Here is a 26,740-nt window from a genome sequence, read left to right as displayed (position 1 = left end):
GGCTATCCCGAATTATCTCCGCATCGGTAAACGATTAAATATAACCGGGTTCCCACCTGGAAATATTCATGAAATTTTTAGTTCCACACCCGCCTGGCTAATTCATACATATCATTAATGCCTATAGCCTTTATATAACTTAGACTTGTGCTTGAATCGAGATAATGGAATTATCATATTATTATGATTTGCAAGGATATTTTTAATGTCCGATGAAGTCAGCGGTTATTAGCTAACAAGAAATTACAAGTGAATAAAAACAAATAATAGCCATGCGCGGTGGATCGAGTAGACTAGATGATAATTTGTTCCGTCAGAGTATTTAAATCATGTCTACTGAAAGCGCGTCTTTAAAAAATCACAATACTTTTGCGCTCCCGGTCAACGCAGCGCATTTAGTCATTGCTGAAGAAATTGAAATGATGATTAAAGCCTGGCAGCAAGCGCAAAAGCGCCAAGAGCCACTGCTGGTACTCGGTGAAGGGAGCAACGTCCTGTTCCTGGAGGATTTTGCCGGTACGGTCATGATTAACCAGTTAAAAGGTATCACCGTCAGGGAAGAGCAGGACGCCTGGCATCTGCATGTTAGCGCCGGGGAGAATTGGCACCATCTGGTTAGCCAGATGCTCGAGCGTGGCATCCCCGGGCTGGAAAATCTGGCATTGATCCCGGGGTTGGTCGGTTCGGCTCCGATCCAGAATATCGGGGCGTACGGTATTGAGCTCAAACAGGTCTGTGAGTATGTCGATCTGCTGAACCTAACTACGGGTGAAATCGATCGCATGGATCCTGAACGCTGCCAATTTGGTTACCGGGAAAGCGTTTTTAAGCATGAACTTAAGCAAGGCTTCGTGATTGTGGGCGTTGGTTTACGGCTTAGCAAACAGTGGAGCCCGTTGCTGAACTACGGCGACCTTACCAAGCTGGATCCCAAGACGGTAACGCCGCAGCAGGTATTTGACGCGGTATGCGCCATGCGGCGCAGCAAGCTGCCAGATCCACGTATTACCGGTAATGCAGGTAGCTTCTTTAAAAACCCGCTGGTGAGCGGGGAAGCCGCTAAAACGTTATTAGCCCAGTATCCTGCAATGCCACATTATCCGCAGCCGGACGGGCAAGAAAAGTTGGCTGCCGGTTGGCTGATCGATCAGTGTTCACTCAAGGGGCATCAGATCGGTGGCGCAGCGGTGCACCGTCATCAGGCCTTGGTATTGGTAAATGTCGATAATGCCAGCAGCCAGGATGTGGTGGCACTGGCCAGGCACGTGCGCAATACGGTAGCGCAGAAATTCGATGTCTGGTTAGAACCGGAGGTACGTTTTATGGGGGCCACTGGTGAGCAGGATGCCGTAGAGGTCATTTCATGAGAGACACCACAGTTCCACTGAAGATCATCTCCCTACTGGCGGACGGCGAGTTCCACTCTGGCGAACATTTGGGTGAGTCATTGGGAATGAGCCGCGCAGCGATTAACAAGCATATTCAGACCATCCGGGAGTGGGGTTTGGATGTGTTCACGGTTCCGGGGAAAGGCTATAGCCTACCTGCGGTGATCAACTTGCTGGACGCTGAGCGTATTCTTGGCTTACTGGAAGACAAGCGTGTCACGGTGTTGCCCGTGGTTGATTCAACCAACCAGTATCTGTTGGACAGGCTTGCAGAACTGACTTCCGGTGATGCCTGCATAGCCGAGTATCAGCAGGCAGGACGTGGGCGGCGTGGTCGTCAGTGGATTTCACCCTTCGGAGCTAACCTATATTTATCCATGTTCTGGCGTCTTGAACAAGGGCCGGCGGCCGCGATGGGGTTAAGCCTGGTTATTGGCATCGTGATGGCAGAAGTGTTGCAGCGTCTCGGTGCAGAACAGGTTCGTGTGAAGTGGCCAAATGATTTATACCTTAACGATCGCAAGTTGGCCGGTATTCTGGTTGAGCTGACTGGTAAAACCGGGGATGCAGCCCAGTTGGTGCTCGGAGCGGGTATCAACATGGCGATGCGCGAAACCAACGCCAGTCAGATTGATCAGCGCTGGATCAACCTACAGGAAGCCGGGATCACTATCGATCGTAATGAATTGGCCGCCAAATTGCTTAATGAGCTACGCAATTCATTACGGCAATTTGAAATAGACGGGTTAGCTCCCTTTATTTCACGTTGGCGTAAATTAGATAACTTTATCGATCGCCCGGTTAAGCTATTAATTGGTGAACAACAGATTTTTGGTATTGCCCGCGGTATTGATCAGCAGGGCGCATTGCTGCTTGAGCAGGAAGGGGTAATAAAACCCTTTATTGGTGGTGAGATATCTTTGCGGAGTGCTGAATAAGCTAAAATAAGAGAGGCCATTGGCCTCTCTTACGCTATCGATTATTTCCGTAACCGTACACTTTCCACAGCGTGATTGGCACTCTTAGTCATAATCAAGCTGGCTCTCTCGCGAGTCGGTAAGATATTCTGCTGTAAATTCAATCCATTAATCTCATTCCATAGCTGAGTGGCGATGTTGATCGCCTCCGTTTCCGGCAACTGCGCATAGCTATGGAAATAGGAGTCTGGGTTAGAGAACGCACCCTGACGGAATTTCAGGAAGCGGTTGATATACCAGCTTTGCAATAGATCGCCAGGGGCATCAACATAGATTGAGAAATCAACAAAGTCGGAAACAAATACCCGGTGAGGATCGTGTGGATAGTCCATACCGCTTTGCAAAACATTCAATCCTTCCAGGATCAGAATATCAGGCTGTTCGATAACTTTATTGCCTTCAGGCACGACGTCATAGATAAGGTGAGAGTATACCGGCGCAGTAACACGTTTGGCACCGGATTTAACTTCCGAAACGAATTTCACCAGGCTATGCATATCGTAGGATTGCGGGAATCCTTTTTTCTTCATCAGGCCGCGCTCGTTCAGCACCTTGTTCGGGTGCAGAAAGCCGTCTGTGGTGATCAGCTCCACGCTACGATGTTCAGGCCAGCGGCTCAACAACGCCTGCAATAAACGCGCTGTGGTACTTTTACCCACGGCTACGCTGCCAGCAATGCCGATCACATAAGGAATGCGTTGACCATCAGTGCCAAGGAATTGCTCCAGAACTGCCTGGCGACGCAGGTTAGAACTGATATAGAAGTTCAGCAACCGTGAGAGCGGCAAGTAGATCTGTGCGACTTCTTCCAAGGAGAGATCTTCGTTAATCCCTTTGAGTTTAACAATCTCTTCTTCTGACAGCGTCAGCGGCACCGAATCCCGTAACGCGGCCCACTGGCTGCGATCGAACTGAAGGTAAGGCGTCGCTAAAGATTGATCTCTTTTTATCATAAGCCAAATTCTGCCTGTTAACGCAGGTTGGGAAAGGCGCTGGACGCCAACTCCAGATAATAATCAAACTGCATATTATAGACAGCTGGCTTTTAGGCGTAGACTTTTTTCGCAATTGTGGTCGATTAGTGGCAGTTTTTACCAATAGTGCGAACAGGCACGCAATTGAGAAAGGGCCTGTTGCAATGCGGTATCACTGGGCAATGATACCGTTTTCAGGTCAGCTGGCGGCGGCGCGAGAGGGTTGCTGAACGGCAAACAGCCGCTTGTAGTAAATCGCCGTAGGATGGTAATACCCGTCGGGAGCCGCGGCGTAATCGGGTATCTCCCCGAGGCAACGATAGCCTAACGAGCGATACAGCCCTTCGGCTGCAGAACCGGCCTGAGTGTCCAGATAAAGCAGGCCACGGCGGATCTCAAGCGCCATTTTTTCTAGCGATTTCATCAACGCCTGCCCAACGCCATTGCGGCGGGCGCGGCTGTGCACCAGCAGTTTTTGTACTTCGGCCCGGTTGCGGCCGTTCGGCTTTTGACACAGGGCGAGTTGGACTGTGCCAATGACGCCGCTTTCGTCTCTGGCAATCCACAATAACAACTCTCCTTTGGCCAAAGCAGGGCGTAGGCTATGGAAGTAGCTCTCGGCATCTTCGTGGGGAATTTGCGTGTCGTAACCTACTGAAGCCCCGTGAGTGACCGCATCGGTGAGCAACTGCGCCAGCTCGGCGCGGTAAATGGGAAGCGTTGCCGCATTGATCAGGACAATTTTCATCGGTCATACCTCCTGGCTATTAGGGATAATGATGATAAGCAATAAGCGCGCCAATGCGGCTAACCTGTGCGGGTGCAGCCAGTCCAGGGACGAAAGCGGTATATAAGCACCATCAGAGAGCACCGTCCTCTTTGTTGCGCACCATCCCGATCGCGGCTTTCAACCGATAGGCTATCTTTGATTGAGCGATACGGAAAAGTGCAGGGAAAGCCTCAGCAGGGTAGGTCTAAAATAGTTTAGATTAATGCCCATAATTGATGAAATTTTGCGCCTCAACGGTAAAAAATTGCGAGCCGGATGCAGAAATCGGCTGATTTATGAGCGATAGGGCTTAGATCGCAATTTTTTTGTTGCATAGCCCGTCAGCTCTACCTAGAATGCGCTGCACTTGATGCCGGCTTAGCTCAGTAGGTAGAGCAACTGACTTGTAATCAGTAGGTCACCAGTTCGATTCCGGTAGCCGGCACCATTCAAGTATAAAGTAGTTAAAATCTGGTGGGGTTCCCGAGCGGCCAAAGGGAGCAGACTGTAAATCTGCCGTCACAGACTTCGAAGGTTCGAATCCTTCCCCCACCACCATTTTAGACCCGAGGCACTGGGTCACACCGAGCGGAATCATTAAGATGAGCATCGTTCGGGGAAGGTAAGAACCTTATAACAAGGTTCAAGTCTCACAAAGTGAGACAATGCCTTCAAACAGTTCGCGCCGCGTAACGGAAGTTGCTGGCACGAAGGGTGAAGAGTTAAGCGACGAACAATCCTTCTCTCCACCTTTAAAGTCTACAGAAAAGTCAGGTAGCCGAGTTCCAGGATGCGGGCATCGTATAATGGCTATTACCTCAGCCTTCCAAGCTGATGATGTGGGTTCGATTCCCACTGCCCGCTCCAAGATGTGCTGATATAGCTCAGTTGGTAGAGCGCACCCTTGGTAAGGGTGAGGTCGGCAGTTCGAATCTGCCTATCAGCACCACTTCTTAATTTCTCGCCCCCTGATTTTCTTTCTGTTTCCTGAATTCAACAAGCAAATGCTTGGTTGATGTGGTGATACCACCGATTTATCCGTGTCTTAGAGGGACAATCGATGTCTAAAGAAAAATTTGAACGTTCAAAACCGCACGTTAACGTCGGTACTATCGGCCACGTTGACCACGGCAAAACTACCCTGACTGCTGCAATCACTACCGTTCTGGCTAAAACCTACGGTGGTTCTGCACGTGCTTTCGACCAGATCGATAACGCGCCAGAAGAGAAGGCTCGTGGTATCACCATCAACACTTCTCACGTTGAATATGACACCCCGACTCGTCACTACGCGCACGTTGACTGCCCAGGGCACGCCGACTACGTGAAAAACATGATCACCGGTGCTGCTCAGATGGACGGCGCTATCCTGGTTGTAGCTGCGACTGACGGCCCTATGCCTCAGACTCGTGAGCACATCCTGCTGGGTCGTCAGGTTGGCGTTCCTTACATCATCGTATTCATGAACAAATGCGACATGGTTGATGATGAAGAGCTGCTGGAACTGGTAGAAATGGAAGTTCGTGAACTTCTGTCTGCTTATGACTTCCCTGGTGATGACCTGCCGGTTGTTCGTGGTTCAGCGCTGAAAGCACTGGAAGGCGAAGCTGAGTGGGAAGCTAAAATCATCGAGCTGGCCGGTCACCTGGATTCTTACATCCCAGAACCAGAGCGTGCTATCGACCTGCCGTTCCTGCTGCCAATCGAAGACGTATTCTCCATCTCCGGTCGTGGTACCGTAGTTACCGGTCGTGTTGAGCGCGGTATCGTTAAAGTTGGCGAAGAAGTTGAAATCGTTGGTATCAAAGACACCGTTAAGTCTACCTGTACTGGCGTTGAAATGTTCCGCAAACTGCTGGACGAAGGCCGTGCTGGTGAGAACGTAGGTGTTCTGCTGCGTGGTATCAAGCGTGAAGACATCGAACGTGGTCAGGTACTGGCTAAACCAGGTTCCATCAAGCCGCACACTCAGTTCGATTCAGAAGTGTATATCCTGAGCAAAGAAGAAGGTGGTCGTCATACTCCATTCTTCAAAGGCTACCGTCCACAGTTCTACTTCCGTACAACTGACGTGACCGGTACCATCGAACTGCCAGAAGGCGTAGAGATGGTAATGCCAGGCGATAACGTGAACATGGTTGTTACCCTGATCCACCCAATCGCTATGGACCAAGGCTTGCGTTTCGCAATCCGTGAAGGCGGCCGTACCGTTGGCGCTGGTGTTGTTGCCAAAGTTATCGCTTAATCGCGGATAATATTTGACGCGACATGCGATAAAAGGGCATCATTTGATGCCCTTTTTCTACGCTGTGAACTAGAACCTATCTCATCAGCGATTTTGCAGTCATAATCATTGGTGAGATGGGCTCTTAAACGGTATTGACTGAAATACGTCATGGCGTAAAACACCGAGATGCTGCCAAGCGGCATCTGTTCGGTTTGGTTTGCCTCGCATTGCGAGGCAAAGTTGTTTGTTCGAATCATTAGTGACAGGTTGGTTTATGAGTGCGAATACCGAGGCTCAAGGGAGCGGGCGCGGCCTTGAAGCGGCCAAGTGGTCAATCGTCGCCGTTCTGTTGGTTGTGGCTATCGTCGGTAACTATTACTACCGTGATTTCAGCCTGCCGCTGCGGGCGTTGGCCGTTGTCGTGGTTATTGCCGTTGCAGGTGCAGTGGCATTGATGACTACTAAAGGCAAAGCCACCGTTGCATTTGCGCGCGAAGCGCGTACTGAAGTACGTAAAGTGATCTGGCCAACTCGTCAGGAAACGTTACACACCACGTTGATCGTTGCCGCGGTAACCGCCGTGATGTCACTGATTCTGTGGGGCCTGGATGGTATATTGGTCCGTCTGGTATCGTTTATTACTGGCCTGAGGTTCTAAAATGTCTGAAGCCCCAAAAAAACGCTGGTACGTCGTTCAGGCGTTTTCCGGTTTTGAAGGTCGCGTAGCGCAATCGCTGCGTGAACATATCAAACTGCACGATATGGAAGAGCTGTTCGGCGAAGTCATGGTTCCCACCGAAGAAGTGGTGGAGATCCGTGGCGGTCTGCGTCGTAAGAGTGAGCGTAAATTCTTCCCTGGCTATGTACTGGTTCAGATGGTGATGAATGACGCCAGCTGGCACTTGGTGCGCAGTGTTCCTCGTGTTATGGGCTTCATCGGTGGAACTTCCGATCGTCCTGCACCGATCAGCGATAAAGAAGTGGATGCTATTATGAACCGCCTGCAGCAGGCGGGTGATAAGCCACGTCCGAAAACGATGTTCGAGCCGGGTGAACTGGTGCGCGTCAACGATGGTCCATTTGCTGACTTTAACGGTGTCGTTGAAGAAGTGGACTACGAGAAGAGCCGCCTGAAAGTGTCTGTCTCCATCTTTGGCCGTGCAACGCCGGTGGAACTGGACTTTAGCCAGGTAGAAAAAGGCTGATCAAATAATCAGCAAGGCGAGCGGATTTGTGGCTTGTCAGAGGCGCGAAATTGAACTATAATTTCGCGCCTTTTGTTTTTAGATGTCTTGCTCTTGCAGCGAGACGAAACACGGGGAGCCTCTCAGGAGGCGATATTACCCAAACGAGGAAATTTCAATGGCCAAGAAAGTACAAGCCTACGTTAAGCTGCAAGTTGCAGCCGGTATGGCTAACCCAAGTCCACCAGTTGGTCCAGCTCTGGGTCAGCAAGGTGTTAACATCATGGAATTCTGTAAGGCATTTAACGCTAAGACTGACAGCGTTGAGAAAGGCCTGCCGATCCCGGTTGTTATTACAGTTTATTCTGATCGCTCCTTCACTTTCGTAACCAAAACCCCGCCGGCAGCAGTTCTGCTGAAGAAAGCGGCTGGTGTTAAATCTGGTTCCGGCAAGCCGAACAAAGAAAAAGTCGGCAAAGTGACTAGTGCACAGGTACGTGAAATCGCAGAAACCAAAGCTGCGGACATGACTGGTTCTGACGTTGAAGCGATGATTCGCTCCATCGAAGGTACTGCTCGTTCCATGGGCCTGGTAGTGGAGGATTAAGAAATGGCTAAGCTGACCAAGCGCATGCGCGTGATCCGTGACAAAGTTGATGCTACTAAACAGTATGACATCCTCGAAGCTGTTGCTCTGCTGAAAGAGCTGGCCACCGCTAAATTCGTAGAAAGCGTTGACGTTGCCGTTAACCTCGGCATCGACGCTCGTAAATCAGACCAAAACGTTCGTGGTGCTACCGTTCTGCCACACGGCACCGGTCGCAGCGTTCGCGTTGCCGTATTTGCCCAGGGCCCTAACGCTGAAGCTGCTAAAGCTGCAGGCGCAGAGCTGGTAGGTATGGAAGACCTGGCTGACCAGATCAAGAAAGGCGAGATGAACTTCGACGTAGTTATTGCTTCCCCGGATGCAATGCGCGTTGTAGGTCAACTGGGCCAGGTTCTGGGTCCACGTGGTCTGATGCCTAACCCGAAAGTGGGTACCGTTACCCCTAACGTTGCTGAAGCTGTGAAGAACGCTAAAGCAGGTCAGGTTCGTTATCGTAACGACAAAAACGGTATCATCCATACCACTATCGGTAAGGTTGATTTCGACACAGACAAGCTGAAGGAAAACCTGGAGTCTCTGCTGGTTGCGCTGAAAAAAGCCAAACCATCTCAGGCAAAAGGCGTGTACATCAAGAAAGTTAGCCTCTCCACCACCATGGGTGCTGGCGTAGCTATCGATCAAAGCGGCTTGACTGCTGTAGCGAACTAATCACCTGGTGATTAATCGCTTTGACTTGGGGGTGGGATTCATCTAGAATCTTATCCCCCAAGGTTCTGCTACGTGTGGAACAACAGATTTTTCGGTTGGAGCCTGGCCTATCCAGGCCTCCGTCCAAGACCGCAGGTGTGCCGCAAGGCACTTAATCCTTCCTGCGTAGACGGTGACAGAGCCTAAAGAAATTTTTTCTTTTTTAAAAAGAATGGTCTTTGCTGGATTCTGCTCACCGTGTTAAGCCGCTCAACGGCGCGTGTTCGCATAAGCTGTTGAGTGAAGTGAGTTCCGGGGATTTTCCCCGGCTAAATCCAGGAGCAAAAAGCTAATGGCATTAAATCTTCAAGACAAACAAGCGATTGTTGCTGAAGTCAACGAAGTAGCCAAAGGCGCGCTGTCTGCGGTAGTTGCGGATTCTCGTGGCGTTACCGTTGATAAAATGACTGAACTGCGTAAAGCAGGTCGTGAAGCTGGCGTTTACATGCGTGTTGTTCGTAACACCTTGATGCGTCGCGTAGTTGAAGGCACTCCGTTCGAATGCCTGAAAGACACGTTTGTCGGTCCTACCTTGATTGCATTCTCTACTGAACACCCGGGCGCTGCTGCTCGTCTGTTCAAAGAGTTCGCGAAAGCGAATGCAAAATTTGAGGTTAAAGCTGCGGCCTTTGAAGGTGAGCTGATCCCTGCGGCACAAATCGACCGCTTGGCAACGCTGCCTACTTACGATGAAGCAATCGCACGCCTGATGGCAACCATGAAAGAAGCCGCTGCTGGCAAATTGGTTCGCACTCTGGCTGCAGTACGCGATCAGAAAGAAGCGGCATAAGCCTCTCTCTTTCTTAGCCTTTGCTTACGTATTTAAACTATTTCTGAATTTTAGGAACTTTTGTTATGTCTATCACTAAAGACCAAATTATCGAAGGCGTTGCAGCCCTGTCTGTAATGGAAATCGTTGAACTGATCGCCGCTATGGAAGAGAAGTTCGGTGTTTCTGCTGCTGCTGTAGCTGCAGGTCCTGCTGCTGCTGTTGAAGCTGCTGAAGAAAAAACTGAATTCGACGTTGTACTGAAAGGTATCGGCGCGAACAAAGTTGCAGTAATCAAAGCAGTACGTGGCGCAACTGGCCTGGGTCTGAAAGAAGCTAAAGACCTGGTTGAGTCTGCACCAGCAGCACTGAAAGAAGGCATCAGCAAAGACGACGCTGAAGCACTGAAAAAAGCTCTGGAAGAAGCTGGCGCTGAAGTTGAAGTTAAATAAGCCACTGCTTTTGGAGTGCAGTCTGTTTTAACTAACAGACTGATGGCTGGTGACTTTTTGGTCACCAGCCTTTTTGCGCTGTAGGGCGTCAGTAGAGTTTCACACTGTTTGACTACTGGCTAACCCCAATATTTCTTTCTATCGACGACTTAATATACTGCCCTCTGCGCCGCAGCCGAATCTGCCGCCACGGCAATGAAATGATTTAAGCGTGATAGAAACGAGTATTGCGGAAAGTGTTCTCGCTTTCCGGTCAACAAAACGGTGTTGCATGAACCGTCCCCTATCCGGACGGACAATAGGTTCGACTTTCCAGCGAGCTGAGGAACCCTATGGTTTACTCCTATACCGAGAAGAAACGTATTCGTAAGGATTTTGGTAAGCGTCCACAAGTTTTGGACATACCTTATCTCCTTTCTATCCAGCTTGACTCGTTCCAGAAATTTATCGAGCAAGATCCAGAAGGGCAATACGGCTTAGAAGCCGCATTCCGTTCTGTTTTCCCGATCCAGAGCTACAGTGGCAATTCGGAGCTGCAATACGTTAGCTACCGTCTTGGTGAGCCGGTGTTTGACGTTAAAGAGTGCCAGATCCGTGGTGTGACGTACTCTGCACCGCTGCGCGTAAAACTGCGCCTGGTCATCTACGAACGTGAAGCACCAGAAGGTACGGTCAAAGACATCAAGGAACAAGAAGTCTATATGGGCGAAATTCCGCTCATGACCGAAAACGGTACCTTTGTCATTAACGGTACCGAGAGGGTTATCGTATCCCAGCTGCATCGTAGTCCTGGTGTGTTCTTCGACAGCGATAAGGGCAAAACCCACTCCTCGGGTAAAGTGCTGTATAACGCACGTATCATCCCTTACCGTGGCTCATGGCTGGATTTCGAGTTTGACCCGAAAGACAACCTGTTCGTGCGTATCGACCGTCGCCGCAAACTGCCTGCGACCATTATTCTGCGCGCGCTGAGCTACACCACTGAGCAGATCCTTGACCTGTTCTTTGAGAAAGTTGTTTTCGAGATCCGTGATAACAAGCTGCAGATGGAGCTGGTTCCAGAGCGTCTGCGTGGTGAAACTGCGTCCTTCGATATCGAAGCCAACGGTAAGATCTACGTTGAGAAAGCACGCCGTATCACCGCTCGTCATATCCGTCAGCTCGAAAAAGACGAAATTCGCAGTATTGAAGTACCGGTTGAGTACATCGCGGGCAAAGTGGTCGCGAAGGACTATATCGATACTAATACCGGCGAACTGATCTGTGCAGCCAACATGGAGCTGTCACTGGATCTGTTGGCCAAGCTGAGCCAGTCAGGCCACAAGCGTATCGAAACGCTGTTCACCAACGATCTGGACCACGGTGCGTACATCTCTGAAACCGTACGTGTCGACCCAACCAGCGATCGTCTGAGCGCTCTGGTAGAAATCTACCGCATGATGCGCCCTGGTGAGCCACCAACGCGTGAAGCCGCGGAAAGCCTGTTCGAGAACCTGTTCTTCTCTGAAGACCGCTACGATCTGTCTGCGGTTGGCCGGATGAAGTTTAACCGTTCTCTGCTGCGTGACGAGATCGAAGGTTCGGGCATCCTGAGCAAAGACGACATCATCGAAGTGATGAAGAAGCTCATCGATATCCGTAACGGTAAAGGCGAAGTGGACGATATCGACCACTTGGGCAACCGTCGTATCCGTTCCGTTGGCGAAATGGCCGAAAACCAGTTCCGTGTCGGTCTGGTACGTGTTGAGCGTGCGGTGAAAGAACGTCTGTCCCTGGGCGATCTGGATACCCTGATGCCTCAGGACATGATCAACGCCAAGCCAATTTCGGCGGCGGTGAAAGAGTTCTTCGGTTCAAGCCAGCTGTCCCAGTTTATGGACCAGAACAACCCGTTGTCCGAGATCACGCACAAACGTCGTATCTCTGCATTGGGCCCAGGCGGTCTGACCCGTGAACGTGCCGGCTTTGAAGTTCGAGACGTACACCCGACTCACTACGGTCGTGTGTGTCCAATCGAAACGCCGGAAGGTCCAAACATCGGTCTGATCAACTCCTTGTCCGTGTACGCACAGACCAACGAGTATGGCTTCCTGGAAACCCCGTACCGCCGCGTGCGTGACGGCGTGGTTACCGATGAAATCAACTATCTGTCTGCTATTGAAGAAGGCAACTTCGTTATCGCTCAGGCGAACTCCAACCTGGACGAAGAAGGCCGCTTCGAAGAAGACTTGGTTACCTGTCGTAGCAAAGGCGAATCAAGCCTGTTTAGCCGCGACCAGGTTGACTATATGGACGTATCAACCCAGCAGGTTGTTTCTGTTGGTGCTTCACTGATCCCATTCCTGGAACACGATGACGCCAACCGTGCATTGATGGGTGCGAACATGCAACGTCAAGCGGTGCCAACCCTGCGTGCTGACAAGCCGCTGGTAGGTACCGGTATGGAACGTGCCGTAGCGGTTGACTCCGGTGTTACTGCCGTAGCCAAACGTGGTGGTGTGATCCAGTACGTGGATGCTTCCCGTATCGTTATCAAAGTTAACGAAGACGAGATGTACCCGGGCGAAGCAGGTATCGATATTTATAACCTGACCAAGTACACCCGTTCTAACCAGAACACCTGTATCAACCAGATGCCTTGTGTGAATCTGGGTGAGCCAATCGAGCGCGGCGACGTGCTGGCAGATGGCCCGTCTACAGACCTGGGTGAACTGGCATTGGGTCAGAACATGCGCGTCGCGTTCATGCCTTGGAACGGCTACAACTTCGAAGACTCCATTTTGGTCTCCGAGCGTGTAGTACAGGAAGATCGCTTCACCACCATCCACATTCAGGAACTGGCTTGCGTGTCTCGCGACACCAAACTGGGGCCGGAAGAGATCACCGCCGACATCCCTAACGTGGGTGAAGCTGCGCTCTCCAAACTGGATGAATCCGGTATCGTGTATATCGGTGCAGAAGTGACCGGTGGCGACATTCTGGTTGGTAAGGTAACGCCGAAAGGTGAAACCCAGCTGACGCCAGAAGAGAAGCTGCTGCGTGCGATCTTCGGTGAGAAAGCGTCTGACGTTAAAGACTCTTCTCTGCGCGTACCAAACGGCGTTTCCGGTACGGTTATCGACGTGCAGGTCTTTACCCGCGATGGTGTGGACAAAGACAAGCGTGCGTTGGAAATCGAAGAGATGCAGCTGAAGCAGGCGAAGAAAGACCTGACTGAAGAACTGCAGATCCTCGAAGCTGGCCTGTTCGCTCGTATCCATGCGGTACTGGTTTCTGGTGGTATCGAAGCCGAGAAGCTGAGCAAACTGCCACGCGATCGCTGGTTGGAACTGGGCCTGACCGACGAAGACAAGCAAAACCAGCTGGAACAGCTGGCAGAGCAGTACGACGAACTGAAATCCGACTTCGAGAAGAAGCTGGATGCCAAGCGTCGTAAGATCACCCAAGGTGACGATCTGGCACCAGGCGTGCTGAAAATCGTCAAGGTGTATCTGGCCGTTAAGCGTCAGATCCAACCGGGTGACAAGATGGCAGGCCGCCACGGTAACAAGGGTGTTATCTCCAAGATCAACCCGATCGAAGATATGCCTTACGATGAAAACGGTACGCCGGTTGACATCGTTCTGAACCCGCTGGGCGTTCCATCGCGTATGAACATCGGTCAGATCCTGGAAACTCACCTGGGTATGGCGGCGAAAGGCATTGGTGAGAAGATCAACCAAATGCTCAAGCAGCACCAGGAAGTTGCCAAGCTGCGTGAATTCATCCAGAAGGCTTACGATCTGGGTGACGGCGTTTGCCAGAAAGTTGACCTGAACACCTTCACCGACGACGAAGTCTTGCGTCTGGCAGAGAACCTGAAAAAAGGTATGCCGATCGCAACCCCAGTCTTCGATGGTGCGAAAGAGTCAGAAATCAAGCAACTGCTGGAAATGGGCGGTATCCCGACTTCAGGTCAGATTACGCTGTTTGATGGCCGTACCGGCGAGCAGTTCGAGCGCCAGGTAACCGTCGGCTATATGTACATGCTGAAACTGAACCACTTGGTTGACGATAAGATGCACGCGCGTTCTACCGGTTCTTACAGCTTGGTTACTCAGCAGCCGCTGGGTGGTAAGGCGCAATTCGGTGGTCAGCGCTTCGGTGAGATGGAAGTGTGGGCGCTGGAAGCATACGGCGCAGCTTACACCTTGCAGGAAATGCTTACCGTTAAGTCGGATGACGTCAACGGCCGTACCAAGATGTACAAAAACATCGTGGATGGCGATCACCGTATGGAACCAGGCATGCCGGAGTCCTTCAACGTACTGTTGAAAGAAATCCGCTCGCTGGGTATCAACATCGAACTGGAAGGCGACTAATCGCTATTTCAGCTCTGGCTCCCGACCTTAGGGAGCCAGAGGGTGGTTGTTCAGGTCACACGGGCGCGCGATTTGTCAGCGTGCGCCCAACAGGTTTAACTCCGACAGGAGCCAATCCGTGAAAGACTTATTAAAGTTTCTGAAAGCGCAAACTAAGACCGAAGAGTTTGATGCGATCAAGATTGCTCTGGCATCGCCAGACATGATCCGTTCATGGTCGTTCGGTGAAGTTAAAAAGCCGGAAACCATTAACTACCGTACGTTCAAACCTGAGCGTGACGGCCTTTTCTGCGCCCGTATCTTTGGGCCGGTAAAAGATTACGAGTGCCTGTGCGGTAAGTACAAGCGCTTGAAACACCGCGGCGTGATTTGTGAGAAGTGCGGCGTTGAAGTGACCCAGACCAAAGTACGCCGTGAGCGTATGGGCCACATCGAACTGGCTTCCCCAACTGCGCACATCTGGTTCCTGAAATCGCTGCCTTCGCGCATCGGTTTGCTGCTGGATATGCCGCTGCGTGACATCGAACGTGTACTGTACTTCGAATCCTACGTAGTAGTCGAAGGCGGTATGACCAACCTCGAGCGTCGTCAGATCCTGACTGAAGAGCAGTATCTGGATGCGCTGGAAGAGTTTGGTGACGAATTCGACGCCAAGATGGGTGCGGAAGCTATTCAGGCCCTGTTGAAAAACATGGATCTGGAAGCCGAGTGTGAGCAGCTGCGTGAAGAGCTGAACGAAACCAACTCCGAAACCAAGCGTAAGAAGCTGACCAAGCGTATCAAGCTGCTGGAAGCGTTCGTGCAATCTGGTAACAAGCCAGAGTGGATGATCCTGACCGTGCTGCCGGTACTGCCGCCAGATCTGCGTCCATTGGTTCCACTGGATGGTGGCCGTTTCGCGACTTCAGATCTGAACGATCTGTACCGCCGCGTGATCAACCGTAACAACCGTCTGAAACGCCTGCTGGATCTGGCTGCGCCGGACATCATCGTGCGCAACGAAAAGCGTATGCTGCAAGAAGCGGTAGATGCCCTGCTGGATAACGGCCGTCGCGGTCGTGCGATCACCGGTTCCAACAAGCGTCCTCTGAAATCTTTGGCCGACATGATCAAAGGTAAGCAGGGTCGTTTCCGTCAGAACCTGTTGGGTAAACGTGTTGACTATTCTGGTCGTTCTGTAATCACCGTAGGTCCATACCTGCGTCTGCATCAGTGCGGTCTGCCGAAGAAAATGGCACTGGAGCTGTTCAAACCGTTCATCTACGGCAAGCTGGAACTGCGTGGCCTGGCCACAACGATCAAAGCCGCCAAGAAAATGGTTGAGCGCGAAGAAGCTGTCGTTTGGGATATCCTGGACGAAGTGATCCGCGAACACCCGGTACTGCTGAACCGTGCACCAACCCTGCACCGTTTGGGTATCCAGGCGTTTGAACCGGTTCTGATCGAAGGTAAAGCGATCCAGCTGCACCCGCTGGTTTGTGCGGCATACAACGCCGACTTCGATGGTGACCAGATGGCTGTTCACGTACCGTTGACGCTGGAAGCCCAGCTGGAAGCGCGTGCGTTGATGATGTCTACCAACAACATCCTGTCACCAGCGAACGGCGAGCCAATCATCGTTCCTTCTCAGGACGTTGTATTGGGTCTGTACTATATGACTCGTGACTGTGTTAACGCCAAAGGCGAAGGCATGGTTCTGACGGGTCCTAAAGAAGCTGAACGCGTTTACCGCGCCGGTCTGGCCTCTCTGCATGCACGCGTAAAAGTGCGTATTACAGAAGAGATCAAGAATACCGAAGGTGAATCTATTCACCAGACTTCGATTATTGATACCACCATCGGTCGCGCCATCCTGTGGATGATCGTACCGCAAGGTCTGCCTTACTCGATCGTCAACCAGCCTTTGGGCAAGAAAGCGATCTCCAAGATGCTGAACACCTGTTACCGCATCCTGGGCCTGAAGCCGACCGTAATCTTCGCTGACCAAATCATGTACACCGGTTTTGCTTACGCTGCCCGTTCAGGCGCGTCTGTAGGTATCGATGACATGGTTATCCCAGCCAAGAAAGCAGAGATCATCGAAGAAGCGGAAACCGAAGTTGCCGAGATCCAGGAGCAGTTCCAATCTGGTCTGGTTACCGCGGGCGAACGCTACAACAAAGTGATCGATATCTGGGCTGCGGCGAACGAACGTGTTGCTAAAGCGATGATGGAAAACCTGTCGGTTGAAGACGTGGTTAACCGTGACGGCGTGGTGGAACAACAAGTTTCCTTCAACAGCATCTTTATGATGGCCGACTCCGGTGCTCGTGGTTCTGCCGCTCAGATCCGTCAGTTGGCGGGTATGCGTGGCCTGATGGCCAAGCCAGATGGCTCCATCATCGAAACGCCAATCACTGCGAACTTCCGTGAAGGTCTGAACGTACTCCAGTACTTCATCTCCACGCACGGTGCTCGTAAAGGCTTGGCGGATACCGCACTGAAAACGGCAAACTCCGGTTATCTGACCCGTCGTCTGGTTGACGTGGCGCAGGACCTGGTAGTGACCGAAGACGACTGTGGTACTCACAACGGCATCATGATGACTCCGGTTATCGAAGGTGGTGACGTTAAAGAGCCACTGCGTGAACGCGTTCTGGGTCGTGTGACCGCTGAAGATGTCATCAAGCCGGGTACGGCTGACATCCTGGTGCCACGCAACACCCTGCTGAACGAGAAGACCTGTGACCTGTTGGAAGAGAACTCTGTCGACAGCGTGAAAGTCCGTTCCGTAGTTAGCTGTGAAACCGACTTTGGTGTGTGCGCCAACTGCTATGGTCGCGACCTGGCACGTGGTCACATCATCAACAAAGGTGAAGCCATCGGCGTTATCGCGGCCCAGTCCATCGGTGAGCCGGGTACACAGCTGACGATGCGTACGTTCCACATCGGTGGTGCGGCATCTCGTGCGGCAGCAGAATCCAGCATCCAGGTGAAGAACAAAGGTAACCTGAAGCTGAGCAACGTGAAGTTCGTTATGAACGCTGCAGGCAAGCTGGTAATTACCTCGCGTAATACCGAACTGAAGCTGATCGACGAATTCGGCCGTACCAAAGAAAGCTACAAAGTGCCTTACGGTGCCGTAATGGGCAAAGGTGATGGTGCAGAAGTTAACGGCGGCGAAACCGTTGCTAACTGGGATCCACACACCATGCCGGTTGTGACCGAGGTGAGCGGTTTCATTCGCTTCGCCGATATGGTTGACGGCCAGACCATTACCCGCCAGACCGACGAACTGACCGGTTTGTCTTCTCTGGTAGTACTGGACAGCGCAGAGCGTACCGGTAGCGGTAAAGACCTGCGTCCGGCACTGAAAATCGTTGATGCCAAAGGCGACGACGTATTGATCCCAGGTACTGATATGCCTGCTCAATACTTCCTGCCGGGTAAAGCGATTGTGCAGTTGGAAGACGGTATTCAGATCGGTGCGGGTGATACCCTGGCACGTATTCCTCAGGAATCCGGCGGTACCAAGGATATTACCGGTGGTCTGCCACGCGTTGCGGATCTGTTCGAAGCACGTCGTCCGAAAGAACCGGCAATCCTGGCTGAAATCAGCGGGATTATCTCGTTCGGTAAAGAGACCAAAGGCAAACGTCGCCTGGTAATCTCTCCACTGGACGGCAGCGACGCTTACGAAGAGATGATCCCTAAATGGCGTCAGCTCAACGTGTTCGAAGGTGAAATTGTGGAACGTGGTGACGTTGTTTCTGACGGCCCAGAATCTCCACATGACATTCTGCGTCTGCGTGGTGTGCATGCGGTTACTCGCTACATCACCAACGAAGTGCAGGAAGTTTACCGTCTGCAAGGCGTTAAGATTAACGATAAACACATCGAAGTTATCGTTCGTCAGATGCTGCGTAAAGGGACCATCGTTAGCGCTGGTAGCACCGAGTTCCTGGAAGGCGAACAGGCTGAAGTATCACGCGTTAAGATTGCTAACCGTAAACTTGCTGCTGAAGGCAAGATCGAAGCAACCTTCTCACGCGATCTGCTGGGTATCACCAAGGCTTCCTTGGCGACCGAGTCCTTCATCTCTGCTGCATCGTTCCAGGAAACGACGCGCGTTCTCACCGAAGCGGCCGTTGCCGGTAAGCGTGATGAACTGCGCGGCCTGAAAGAGAACGTGATCGTGGGCCGTCTGATCCCAGCCGGTACCGGTTACGCTTATCACCAGGATCGTATGCGCCGTAAGGCTCTGGGTGAAACTCCGGTTGTTCCGCTGGTTAGCGCGGAAGAAGCGACAGCCAACCTGGCCGAATTGCTCAACGCCGGTAACCTGGGTGGCAGTGACGAATAAGTCACTTCATCCCTGACTGCACGTTAAGCAGTGAATGACTAAAGCCCTGGCTATCCTAGCCGGGGCTTTTTGTTGTACAGTGCTGTAAAGTTAAAATAACGGGACAGGCATGGATACCTCAACTTCAGTCAGTGGCAGCAGCGCTGCCAACAGTGAAATAACCTCATCAACCCAGTATTCTCAAAGCCGCGCGCGACGTGCCGCCTGGGGAAGCTTCGTTGGCGCCGTAGTCGATTGGTACGACTTCCTACTGTACGGAATAGTTGCCGCTTTAGTCTTTAACACCGAATTCTTCCCGCAGGTCAGCCCAACGATGGGCACGCTGGCCGCCTTTGGCACCTTTGGCGTCGGTTTCTTGTTCCGCCCGTTAGGTGGCATGGTGTTCGGGCATTTTGGCGATAAGCTGGGCCGTAAGCGTATGCTGATGATCACCGTCTGGATGATGGGGATCTCTACGGCGTTGATCGGCCTGCTGCCCTCGTTCGATTCGGTCGGCTGGTGGGCCCCGGTCATGCTGGTGCTGCTACGAGCGGTGCAAGGGTTTGCTGTGGGTGGTGAATGGGGTGGTGCTGCCTTGCTGGCGGTAGAAAGCGCGCCTAAGAAGAGAAAAGCCTTTTACAGCAGCGGCGTACAGATTGGTTTTGGCGTCGGGCTGCTGTTGGCTACTGGTTCTGTTTCCCTGGTCAGCCACTACACCAGCAATGAGGACTTTATCAACTGGGGCTGGCGTTTGCCGTTCCTGTTCAGCCTGGTGCTGGTCGCCATTGCCTGGTGGGTCCGTAACGGCATGGACGAGTCACAGGAGTTTGAAGCCAATAAAACGCTGCACGAACGGGCCGAGAAAATCCGCAAGTTCCCGATCTTTGAGGCGCTGCGCCAGAATCCCAAAGCCTTCTTGTTGATCATTGCCCTACGCTTTGGCGAACTGCTGACGATGTATATCGTCACGGCCTTTGCCATGAACTACTCAACCACCCATCTTGGCCTGTCACGGGATCTGTTCCTGAATATTGGCTTGCTGGTCGGGGCGGTGAGCTGTGTCTCGATCCCTTGCTTTGCCTATTTGGCCGATAGCTTTGGCAGACGGCGGATCTACGTGACGGGAGCATTGATTGGTGTTGCCAGCACGGTACCGTTTTTCATGGCGCTGGAAAGCCGTAACACGGTGATGATTATCTTCTTTGCCATCATGCTGGGAAATATGGCGCACGACATGCTGGTCAGCGTGCAGCAGCCGATGTTTACCGAGCTGTTCGGCACGGCATACCGCTATAGCGGAGCCGGAGTAGGCTATCAGGTCGCGAGCGTGGTCGGTGGTGGCTTCACGCCGTTTATTGCCGTGTTGCTGGTGGAGTTGATGGACGGCTCCTGGCATCTGGTTGCCGCCTATCTGGCGCTAGGGTGCCTGCTTTCGGCCATTGTAGGTATGCGTATGAAACCCCAGACGGCGGATTGAAACGTTTATAGGGGCGCAGTATACGGCGCCCCGACAAAGGGAAAGGTAGCGCTAGCGGGTGTTTTTAACCAAGGGACAGTTTAATGCGCATTCCACAAGCCGCTGCATATCGTCGTAAAGTGGAGAGGCTTGCATTTGAAACATTCCTCTCCAGCCGACTCACTGCGGGTTGGCTGACCCCCATTCGTACAGCGATCTCTGTGCTTGTCAGTCCTGATTTAGACTTCATTTCGATCAGGACTGCGCGAAGTTCCTCTTCCTGGCTTTCTTGCTCATAGGCCTTTCTAACTTCATGATTAGCAAGAGATTTAGCTTTAACTTCTGAAAATTTAATACCTTTAACTGTCATCTTTCAGTTCCGGTCCTTTAGCTTCCAGCTTTTCAAGTCCTTTAAGCGCCTTGGCCTGCATAACAGGTTCGAGCTCATAAATTTCGCTCTCTGCCTCGGGGTGAAATAGCAATTCATACATATAAGCCCCCACAGGTGAATAGTCAACATAACCTATGGATTATAATAATGTATAAGTTATATTTTATAGGCAAAGTCAACCAAGGAACCGGAAGCGTGCGGCCAGTCCCCGCACGCTCCGGCGTTTGGTAAGCAAGGTTATCAAGAGGGGGAGATAACCTTGGTTGGCTTAGGAACGCTTGCCAACACCGCCACTATAACGAGGCCATTTCTCCCTGCCAGCTCGCCTTGGCGGCTTTGCGCAGTGTTTCCAGACCTATTGGCTCGATGGTGCAACCGTTGCAGGTAGTTGCGTAGCGCGTCCCAGATAATCATCCCAATCTTTCCACACCGGCTGTAGCCCAGCGGCACCTATCGCCTGTGCCACCTGCTGCGGAGTTCGGCTGTCGTGCGGTTCGAACTGTTCCAGCTCTGGCGGCACATCGTCGGCATAACCACCCGGCTGGGTTTTGGAACCGGCACTGACGCTGTTGATGGCTACCGGGATCATATGATCGCGGAAGAAGGCCGACTCTCGTGTAGATAATGAAAGCTCCACGTCAGGAGCGAATAACCGGAAAGCACAGATCAACTGTACCAGTTGCGGTTCACTCATGATCGAGGCCGGCTCAATACCCCCGGCACAGGGCCGCAGGCGAGGGAACGAGATCGAGTAACGGCTCTGCCAGTAAGTCTGTTGCAGGTAAAACAGATGCTCTGCCAGCAGATAGCAGTCCGTGCGCCAACTGCTGGAAAGCCCAATCAGCGCCCCTAGCCCGATCTTGTCGATCCCGGCGCGCCCCAGACGATCCGGCGTACTCAGTCGCCAATGAAAATCCTGTTTCTGGCCACGCAGATGGTGCTGCTGATAGGTCGCGGGATGATAGGTTTCCTGATAGACCAATACGCCGTCCAGCCCAAGGGTTTTCAGCTCGGTGTAGTCTTGTTGTGCCAGAGGCTGCACCTCCATCATCAGCGAACTGAAATGACGGCGAATGGCGGGCAGATGCTGGCGGAAATAATCCATGCCGACTTTGCGCTGATGTTCTCCGGTCACCAGCAGCAGGTGCTCAAATCCTAATGCCTTGATAGCCGCGCATTCCCGTTCGATCTCTGCCGCATCAAGCGTTTTGCGCTTGAGGTGGTTACTCATCGAAAAACCGCAGTAGGTGCAGTCGTTGGCACACAGGTTAGAAAGATATAACGGCACATAGAAGCTCACCACGTTACCGAAACGCTGGCGGGTGAGCTGCTGTGCTCGTTGCGCCAGGGGCTCCAGATAGGGAGCGGCGGCAGGGGAGATAAGCGCCATAAAATCCTCCCGCGTCAGCTTGGGGCTATTCAGTGCCTGCTCAACGTCACGCGAAGTTTTGCTGTTAATACGCAGCGTCAGGTCATCCCAATCCCAACTTGGCAGGCGCTCGCTAAAATCACTGGCCATCAGCATGTCTCCTCTGAATGACTGAGAAACGCCGTCAGCGGACTGGATGCGGCGGCGATCGACTGGCGGCTGCCTAGCCCGGAGTTGCGTGCTAACTCTCCGGCCTCCAGCGCCAGGCGGAAAGCCTGGGCCATTTGCACCGGATCCCGCGCCACGGCGATGGCGGTATTGACCAGTACCGCATCGGCTCCCAGTTCCATCGCCTCTAACGCGTGGCTTGGGGCACCGATCCCGGCATCAATGACTACCGGCACTTTGGCCTGTTCAATAATGATCTCAAGGAAATCACGGGTCAGTAAGCCACGGTTAGAACCGATTGGCGCGCCGAGTGGCATCACGGCGGCACAGCCCGCTTCCTCCAGCCGCTTACACAGCACCGGATCGGCACCGCAGTAAGGCAGCACCACAAAGCCCTGTTTGACCAGGATCTCCGCCGCCTTGAGCGTTTCGATCGGGTCTGGCAGCAGGTATTTAACCTCTGGGTGAATTTCCAGTTTGACCCAGTGAGTCCCCAGCGCTTCGCGCGCCAGCCGGGCGGCAAACACCGCCTCATCTGCCGTTTTTGCCCCGGAAGTGTTGGGCAGTAATTTCACGCCCAACCGTTGCAGCGGTGCCAGAATGGCGTCATTCCCGCCGCGCAGGTCGACGCGTTTCATCGCCATAGTGACCAGTTGTGAGCCGGAGGCCTGTAGCGCAGCCAGCATTAACTCGGGCGTGGCGAATTTCCCCGTGCCGCTAAACAGGCGTGAGGTAAAGGTGGTATCGGCGATTTGCAGCATGTCAGCCTCCGGCAATCGCTTGAAACAGCAAGATATCATCACCGTCCTGCACCTGACGGGTGGCCCAGTCGCTGCGTGGAATGATGACCTGGTTGATCGCCAAAGCGCTACCTGGCTGGTGGCGTTCCAGCCGTTCGAGCAAAGCGTCAATGCTTAACGGCTGCTCCAGCTCCAGTGGTTGATCGTTGAGGGTGATCTTCATGCTGGCTCTCCGCAGAGGGGGCAGGTGCTGGCTTTGCTCAGTTGCAGAGTGCTCCAGCTTTGCTGCTTGCCGTCGAACAGGCGCAGCTTGCCGCTAAGGGAGGAGGGCAGCCCAGCCAGCATTTTTATCGCTTCCAGCGCCTGCAGAGTTCCGATCACACCGACGACTGGGCCGAGCACGCCCGCCGTGCGGCAGTTGCGCTGCGGTTCGGTTTGTTCCGGGTAGAGGCAGGCATAGCAACCGTGGGAATACGGCGGCTCGATAACCAGCAACTGGCCGCTGAACCCCACTGCGCTGCCGCTGATCAACGGCACGCTGGCTTGGATGCAGGCGACATTCACCGCATGACGGGTGGCCATGTTGTCGCTGCAATCGAGCACCAGATCGGCACGGGCGACGGCATCGTTCAGCGTTGCCCCTTGCAGGCGTTGCTCCAGCGCGATCGACTCCACCAGAGGGTTCAGTGCTTGCAAATGGTTCTTTGCCAACTGAGCCTTGCTGGTGGCGATATCACCGGTGCGGTAGAGAATTTGCCGTTGCAGATTGGTAATGTGCAGTTGGTCATCATCGGCCAACAGCAAGGTACCAACGCCAGCGGCAGCGAGATATAGCGCTGCCGGAGAGCCTAACCCTCCTAATCCGACGATCAGCACTGTGGCTTGTTTCAGCTTTTCCTGCCCCTCGGGGCCGACGTCTTCCAGCAGCAGTTGCCGGCTGTAGCGCAAGAACTCTTGGTCATTGAGCATCGCATGACTCCTTGCCTTCAATCAGCTGCAGCAGTGTTGCCGTAGCGGCGCGCCAGTCTGGTGCCTGGGTGATGGCGCTGACCACGGCCACGCTGCCAACGCCGCAGGCCAGCACGGCGGGGACGCGCTCGATGCTGATCCCGCCAATGGCTACTGTGGGATACTCCTGTAATCCGGCGACGTGGCGTCGTAACTCGGTCAAGCCTTGCGGCTCAGAGGGCATCTCCTTGGTTTGCGTTGGGAAGATATGCCCCAGTGCGATATAGGAAGGTTTGACGGCGATCGCCCGGGCCAGCTCAGCATCGTCATGGGTGGAAACGCCCAAGCGCAATCCCGCACGATGGATAGCTGCCAGATCGGTGGTGTCCAAATCTTCCTGCCCCAGGTGGACGCCGTAGGCATCATGCTTAATCGCCAACCGCCAATAATCATTGATAAACAGCCGGGCCTGATAGCGCTTGCCAAGGGCGATAGCGGCGGCAATGTCCGCCTCCACTTGCTCGTCTGGCAGATCTTTGATGCGTAGTTGGATAGTGGTAACGCCTGCCTCCAGCAGGCGGGCGATCCATTCAACGCTGTCGACGACCGGGTATAAACCCAGCCTGTGCGGTGTTGCAGGGAAGGGAGAGGTGAGGTTAGTCATTATTTATCTCCTCCTGCAAATTGGCCGCACTGTGGTACAGCTCGCTGCCGCGTGAGCGGAATTCAGCCGACATTTTCTCCATCCCGGTCAGTTGCACTTCGATCGGTTTGGCGGCCTCTTGTGCGGCGGCATAGTCACGCACTTCCTGGGAAATCTTCATCGAGCAGAACTTCGGCCCACACATGGAGCAAAAGTGGGCAATCTTGCCGGATTCTTGCGGCAGCGTTTCGTCGTGATAGGCGCGGGCGGTTTGTGGATCCAGCGCCAGGTTGAACTGATCTTCCCAACGGAATTCAAAGCGCGCCTTGGACATGGCGTTATCGCGGATCTGTGCACCTGGATGGCCTTTCGCCAAGTCGGCGGCGTGAGCGGCGATCTTGTAGGTGATCAGCCCCTGTTTCACGTCTTCTTTGTTAGGCAGCCCCAGATGCTCCTTCGGCGTCACGTAGCAAAGCATCGCGCAGCCGAACCAGCCGATCATTGCCGCGCCGATCCCGGAAGTAAAATGGTCGTAACCCGGAGCGATATCGGTGGTCAATGGCCCCAGCGTATAGAACGGTGCTTCATGGCAATGTTCCAGCTCCTCGGTCATGTTGCGGCGGATCATCTGCATCGGCACGTGGCCTGGGCCTTCGATCATCACCTGTACGTCATATTCCCAGGCAATCTTGGTCAGTTCGCCCAGCGTATGCAGCTCAGCGAATTGCGCTTCGTCATTGGCATCCTGGATCGAGCCTGGGCGCAGGCCGTCGCCGAGTGACAGCGAGACATCGTAAGCGGCGCAAATTTCGCAGATCTCGCGGAAGTGCTGATAGAGGAAGTTCTCCTGATGATGCGACAGGCACCACTTCGCCATGATCGAGCCACCACGGGAGACAATGCCGGTTAGGCGTTTGGCGGTCATCGGCACATAACGCAGCAACACCCCAGCGTGAATGGTGAAGTAATCGACGCCTTGCTCAGCCTGTTCCAGCAAGGTATCGCGGAACATTTCCCAGGTCAGGTTCTCTGCCACGCCATTCACTTTCTCCAACGCCTGATAGATTGGTACTGTGCCGATCGGCACCGGGCTGTTGCGCAGGATCCATTCACGGGTTTCGTGGATATAGCGGCCAGTGGAGAGATCCATCACGGTGTCAGCGCCCCAGCGGGTTGACCATACTAACTTCTCGACTTCCTCTTCGATCGAAGAGGTGACCGCCGAGTTGCCGATATTGGCATTCACCTTCACCAGGAAATTACGGCCAATAATCATCGGTTCGGATTCCGGGTGGTTGATGTTGGCGGGGATGATGGCGCGGCCTGAGGCCACTTCCTGGCGCACAAATTCCGGCGTGATGTTCTCCGGCAGATTTGCGCCCCAACTTTGGCCGGGATGCTGGTGGCGCAGTACTTCGCCACGAATGCGCTCACGGCCCATATTTTCGCGAATGGCGATAAATTCCATCTCTGGGGTGACAATACCGGCGCGCGCGTAATGCAACTGCGTAACACATTTACCCGGCAGGGCTTTACGGGGCAGCGGCAGATGTTCAAAGCGCAGATGGTCTAACCCAACATCGGCCAGTCGTTGTTGGGTGAAGCCGGAACTGACGCCGCTTAACGCTTCGGTATCGGCACGTTCGGCGATCCAGCCCGCTCGTACTTTGGCCAAACCACGATGTACGTCGAGCACCGCCTGCGGATCGCCATACGGCCCTGCGGTGTCATACACCGGGATGGCTTCGTTCTGTTCATATTGGGGCTGGTCTTTGTTGCCGCCAATCAGCGTCGGGCTGAGCTGGATCTCACGCATCGGTACCTGGATATCGCTGCGCGAACCCGCGAGATAGATCCGCTGTGAGTTGGGGAAGGTGACGCCTTGCAGAGAGTCGATAAAATCTTGCGCTTGGTCACGCTGTTGTTTACGGGCACGAGGTTTGTTCACGGTAGACATAGCAAATTCCTATCAGTGGAGTGATGTGTGGAAAATTGCTTGTCTGGAGCTCGGAGGGAGTAATGATGGTAGCCGGTAAGGCAGGCACAGCCCCTGGCGGGAGCATCTTGCCTATGGCGATAGATTACTCTTGTTCCCTTCGCGGGTATTAACCCGATCAGGTTCCGCGGATCCCGAATTAACGGTCTCAGCCTGGCTAATTTAATGAAAAATCAGCGCTAGGCACTCCGACAAGAGTCCTCAGTATAAGAGGGTCAACAAAAACCACAAGCCCTCCCCCGTCATCTTTCAA

At 53.2% G+C, this 26,740-nt stretch carries 21 protein-coding genes, 4 tRNA genes, 1 other RNA gene, 1 pseudogene and 1 riboswitch; of the genes and pseudogenes, 17 read left to right on the top strand and 10 right to left on the bottom strand.

All coding sequences use genetic code 11. The features are described from left to right. The first annotated feature begins 329 nt into the window (after positions 1-329). Positions 330-1,367: a UDP-N-acetylmuramate dehydrogenase gene (gene murB / locus D9980_RS18200; RefSeq protein WP_121608047.1), complete on the top strand. Its 1,038-nt coding sequence runs from the start codon at positions 330-332 to the stop codon at positions 1,365-1,367. Further along, positions 1,364-2,326, top strand: a complete 963-nt coding sequence (gene birA, locus D9980_RS18195; RefSeq protein WP_121608046.1) for a bifunctional biotin--[acetyl-CoA-carboxylase] ligase/biotin operon repressor BirA — start codon at positions 1,364-1,366, stop codon at positions 2,324-2,326. The genes murB and birA overlap by 4 nt, the downstream gene beginning before the upstream one ends. 41 nt (positions 2,327-2,367) lie before the next feature. Here birA and coaA read toward each other — a convergent pair whose 3' ends face one another. Beyond that, positions 2,368-3,318 (bottom strand): type I pantothenate kinase, encoded by a 951-nt coding sequence (gene coaA, locus D9980_RS18190; RefSeq protein WP_021808140.1) that lies wholly within the window; start codon positions 3,316-3,318, stop codon positions 2,368-2,370. Positions 3,319-3,538: 220 nt separating this feature from the next. After that, on the bottom strand, positions 3,539-4,087 hold the full coding sequence (locus tag D9980_RS18185; RefSeq protein WP_121608045.1) for an N-acetyltransferase: 549 nt from the start codon (positions 4,085-4,087) through the stop codon (positions 3,539-3,541). Positions 4,088-4,480: 393 nt separating this feature from the next. On the opposite strand from D9980_RS18185, the gene D9980_RS18180 reads away from it, so the two are divergent. The 15 genes from D9980_RS18180 (at position 4,481) to shiA (ending at position 20,253) form a co-directional block, all read left to right on the top strand. Beyond that, positions 4,481-4,556: transfer RNA gene (locus D9980_RS18180), tRNA-Thr, on the top strand. Positions 4,557-4,581: 25 nt separating this feature from the next. Next, a tRNA-Tyr gene (locus D9980_RS18175) sits at positions 4,582-4,666 on the top strand. A gap of 44 nt (positions 4,667-4,710) precedes the next feature. Further along, positions 4,711-4,860, top strand: a non-coding RNA gene (locus D9980_RS18170) — RtT sRNA. Positions 4,861-4,900: 40 nt separating this feature from the next. Then, positions 4,901-4,975, top strand: a tRNA-Gly gene (locus D9980_RS18165). Positions 4,976-4,981: 6 nt separating this feature from the next. Then, positions 4,982-5,057: transfer RNA gene (locus D9980_RS18160), tRNA-Thr, on the top strand. Between the two features lie 111 nt (positions 5,058-5,168). After that, a complete protein-coding gene (tuf, locus tag D9980_RS18155; protein ID WP_046808028.1) occupies positions 5,169-6,353 on the top strand; it encodes an elongation factor Tu in 1,185 nt (394 codons plus the stop codon). A gap of 256 nt (positions 6,354-6,609) precedes the next feature. Then, the gene (gene secE, locus D9980_RS18150; protein ID WP_021182153.1) at positions 6,610-6,993 is read left to right on the top strand and encodes a preprotein translocase subunit SecE; all 384 of its coding nucleotides are present in this window, start codon (positions 6,610-6,612) and stop codon (positions 6,991-6,993) included. A 1-nt stretch (position 6,994) separates the two neighbouring features. Further along, entirely contained in the window at positions 6,995-7,540 is a 546-nt protein-coding gene (gene nusG, locus D9980_RS18145) for a transcription termination/antitermination protein NusG (RefSeq protein ID WP_021182154.1), read from the top strand. Between the two features lie 157 nt (positions 7,541-7,697). Further along, the gene (gene rplK / locus D9980_RS18140) at positions 7,698-8,126 is read left to right on the top strand and encodes a 50S ribosomal protein L11 (RefSeq protein WP_024485331.1); all 429 of its coding nucleotides are present in this window, start codon (positions 7,698-7,700) and stop codon (positions 8,124-8,126) included. 3 nt (positions 8,127-8,129) lie between these two features. Next, positions 8,130-8,834, top strand: a complete 705-nt coding sequence (rplA, locus tag D9980_RS18135; RefSeq protein WP_024485330.1) for a 50S ribosomal protein L1 — start codon at positions 8,130-8,132, stop codon at positions 8,832-8,834. A gap of 331 nt (positions 8,835-9,165) precedes the next feature. Next, positions 9,166-9,663 (top strand): 50S ribosomal protein L10, encoded by a 498-nt coding sequence (gene rplJ, locus D9980_RS18125; RefSeq protein ID WP_024485329.1) that lies wholly within the window; start codon positions 9,166-9,168, stop codon positions 9,661-9,663. A gap of 65 nt (positions 9,664-9,728) precedes the next feature. Further along, complete coding sequence (rplL, locus tag D9980_RS18120; protein WP_021182158.1) at positions 9,729-10,094, top strand: 50S ribosomal protein L7/L12; 366 nt, start codon at positions 9,729-9,731, stop codon at positions 10,092-10,094. Between the two features lie 332 nt (positions 10,095-10,426). After that, complete coding sequence (gene rpoB / locus D9980_RS18115; RefSeq protein WP_024485328.1) at positions 10,427-14,455, top strand: DNA-directed RNA polymerase subunit beta; 4,029 nt, start codon at positions 10,427-10,429, stop codon at positions 14,453-14,455. A 118-nt stretch (positions 14,456-14,573) separates the two neighbouring features. Further along, positions 14,574-18,797, top strand: a complete 4,224-nt coding sequence (rpoC, locus tag D9980_RS18110; RefSeq protein ID WP_121608044.1) for a DNA-directed RNA polymerase subunit beta' — start codon at positions 14,574-14,576, stop codon at positions 18,795-18,797. Between the two features lie 109 nt (positions 18,798-18,906). Next, complete coding sequence (gene shiA / locus D9980_RS18105; protein ID WP_121608043.1) at positions 18,907-20,253, top strand: shikimate transporter; 1,347 nt, start codon at positions 18,907-18,909, stop codon at positions 20,251-20,253. A 64-nt stretch (positions 20,254-20,317) separates the two neighbouring features. On the opposite strand, the gene D9980_RS18100 is transcribed toward shiA, so the two are convergent. From D9980_RS18100 to thiC, 8 genes and pseudogenes are all read right to left on the bottom strand, one after another. Continuing rightward, entirely contained in the window at positions 20,318-20,602 is a 285-nt protein-coding gene (locus D9980_RS18100; RefSeq protein WP_121608042.1) for a helix-turn-helix domain-containing protein, read from the bottom strand. Between the two features lies 1 nt (position 20,603). After that, positions 20,604-20,723 (bottom strand): annotated as a pseudogene (locus D9980_RS27190) (type II toxin-antitoxin system RelE/ParE family toxin); the annotation flags it as partial. A 255-nt stretch (positions 20,724-20,978) separates the two neighbouring features. Further along, positions 20,979-22,142, bottom strand: a complete 1,164-nt coding sequence (thiH, locus tag D9980_RS18090) for a 2-iminoacetate synthase ThiH (protein WP_121609046.1) — start codon at positions 22,140-22,142, stop codon at positions 20,979-20,981. After that, positions 22,142-22,921, bottom strand: coding sequence for a thiazole synthase (locus D9980_RS18085; RefSeq protein WP_121608041.1), 780 nt, complete (start codon positions 22,919-22,921; stop codon positions 22,142-22,144). The genes thiH and D9980_RS18085 overlap by 1 nt, the downstream gene beginning before the upstream one ends. 1 nt (position 22,922) lies before the next feature. Then, a complete protein-coding gene (gene thiS, locus D9980_RS18080; protein WP_121608040.1) occupies positions 22,923-23,123 on the bottom strand; it encodes a sulfur carrier protein ThiS in 201 nt (66 codons plus the stop codon). Then, the gene (locus D9980_RS18075; RefSeq protein ID WP_121608039.1) at positions 23,120-23,869 is read right to left on the bottom strand and encodes a HesA/MoeB/ThiF family protein; all 750 of its coding nucleotides are present in this window, start codon (positions 23,867-23,869) and stop codon (positions 23,120-23,122) included. Before D9980_RS18075 ends, thiS begins: the two co-directional genes overlap by 4 nt. Further along, positions 23,859-24,512 (bottom strand): thiamine phosphate synthase, encoded by a 654-nt coding sequence (gene thiE, locus D9980_RS18070; protein WP_121608038.1) that lies wholly within the window; start codon positions 24,510-24,512, stop codon positions 23,859-23,861. The genes D9980_RS18075 and thiE overlap by 11 nt, the downstream gene beginning before the upstream one ends. Continuing rightward, positions 24,505-26,448, bottom strand: coding sequence for a phosphomethylpyrimidine synthase ThiC (gene thiC / locus D9980_RS18065; protein WP_121608037.1), 1,944 nt, complete (start codon positions 26,446-26,448; stop codon positions 24,505-24,507). Before thiC ends, thiE begins: the two co-directional genes overlap by 8 nt. A 117-nt stretch (positions 26,449-26,565) precedes the next feature. Continuing rightward, positions 26,566-26,688, bottom strand: a riboswitch (TPP riboswitch). Positions 26,689-26,740 lie beyond the last annotated feature (52 nt).

The sequence above is a fragment of the Serratia sp. 3ACOL1 genome (genome assembly GCF_003668775.1).
GTDB lineage: Bacteria > Pseudomonadota > Gammaproteobacteria > Enterobacterales > Enterobacteriaceae > Chania > Chania fonticola.
This window is presented reverse-complemented; position numbering and strand designations above follow the sequence as displayed.

Bases quoted from the DNA above. Each gene is read 5' to 3' on its own strand.
- birA (WP_121608046.1), top strand. From the start codon at position 1,364: ATGAGAGACACCACAGTTCCACTGAAGATCATCTCCCTACTGGCGGAC.
- rplA (WP_024485330.1), top strand. From the start codon at position 8,130: ATGGCTAAGCTGACCAAGCGCATGCGCGTGATCCGTGACAAAGTTGAT.
- secE (WP_021182153.1), top strand. From the start codon at position 6,610: ATGAGTGCGAATACCGAGGCTCAAGGGAGCGGGCGCGGCCTTGAAGCG.
- rplK (WP_024485331.1), top strand. From the start codon at position 7,698: ATGGCCAAGAAAGTACAAGCCTACGTTAAGCTGCAAGTTGCAGCCGGT.
- murB (WP_121608047.1), top strand. From the start codon at position 330: ATGTCTACTGAAAGCGCGTCTTTAAAAAATCACAATACTTTTGCGCTC.
- D9980_RS18075 (WP_121608039.1), bottom strand. From the start codon at position 23,869: ATGCTCAATGACCAAGAGTTCTTGCGCTACAGCCGGCAACTGCTGCTG.
- rplL (WP_021182158.1), top strand. From the start codon at position 9,729: ATGTCTATCACTAAAGACCAAATTATCGAAGGCGTTGCAGCCCTGTCT.
- rpoB (WP_024485328.1), top strand. From the start codon at position 10,427: ATGGTTTACTCCTATACCGAGAAGAAACGTATTCGTAAGGATTTTGGT.
- nusG (WP_021182154.1), top strand. From the start codon at position 6,995: ATGTCTGAAGCCCCAAAAAAACGCTGGTACGTCGTTCAGGCGTTTTCC.
- thiE (WP_121608038.1), bottom strand. From the start codon at position 24,512: ATGACTAACCTCACCTCTCCCTTCCCTGCAACACCGCACAGGCTGGGT.
- tuf (WP_046808028.1), top strand. From the start codon at position 5,169: ATGTCTAAAGAAAAATTTGAACGTTCAAAACCGCACGTTAACGTCGGT.
- D9980_RS18100 (WP_121608042.1), bottom strand. From the start codon at position 20,602: ATGACAGTTAAAGGTATTAAATTTTCAGAAGTTAAAGCTAAATCTCTT.
- D9980_RS18085 (WP_121608041.1), bottom strand. From the start codon at position 22,921: ATGCTGCAAATCGCCGATACCACCTTTACCTCACGCCTGTTTAGCGGC.
- rplJ (WP_024485329.1), top strand. From the start codon at position 9,166: ATGGCATTAAATCTTCAAGACAAACAAGCGATTGTTGCTGAAGTCAAC.
- shiA (WP_121608043.1), top strand. From the start codon at position 18,907: ATGGATACCTCAACTTCAGTCAGTGGCAGCAGCGCTGCCAACAGTGAA.
- thiH (WP_121609046.1), bottom strand. From the start codon at position 22,142: ATGGCCAGTGATTTTAGCGAGCGCCTGCCAAGTTGGGATTGGGATGAC.
- coaA (WP_021808140.1), bottom strand. From the start codon at position 3,318: ATGATAAAAAGAGATCAATCTTTAGCGACGCCTTACCTTCAGTTCGAT.
- D9980_RS18185 (WP_121608045.1), bottom strand. From the start codon at position 4,087: ATGAAAATTGTCCTGATCAATGCGGCAACGCTTCCCATTTACCGCGCC.
- thiS (WP_121608040.1), bottom strand. From the start codon at position 23,123: ATGAAGATCACCCTCAACGATCAACCACTGGAGCTGGAGCAGCCGTTA.
- thiC (WP_121608037.1), bottom strand. From the start codon at position 26,448: ATGTCTACCGTGAACAAACCTCGTGCCCGTAAACAACAGCGTGACCAA.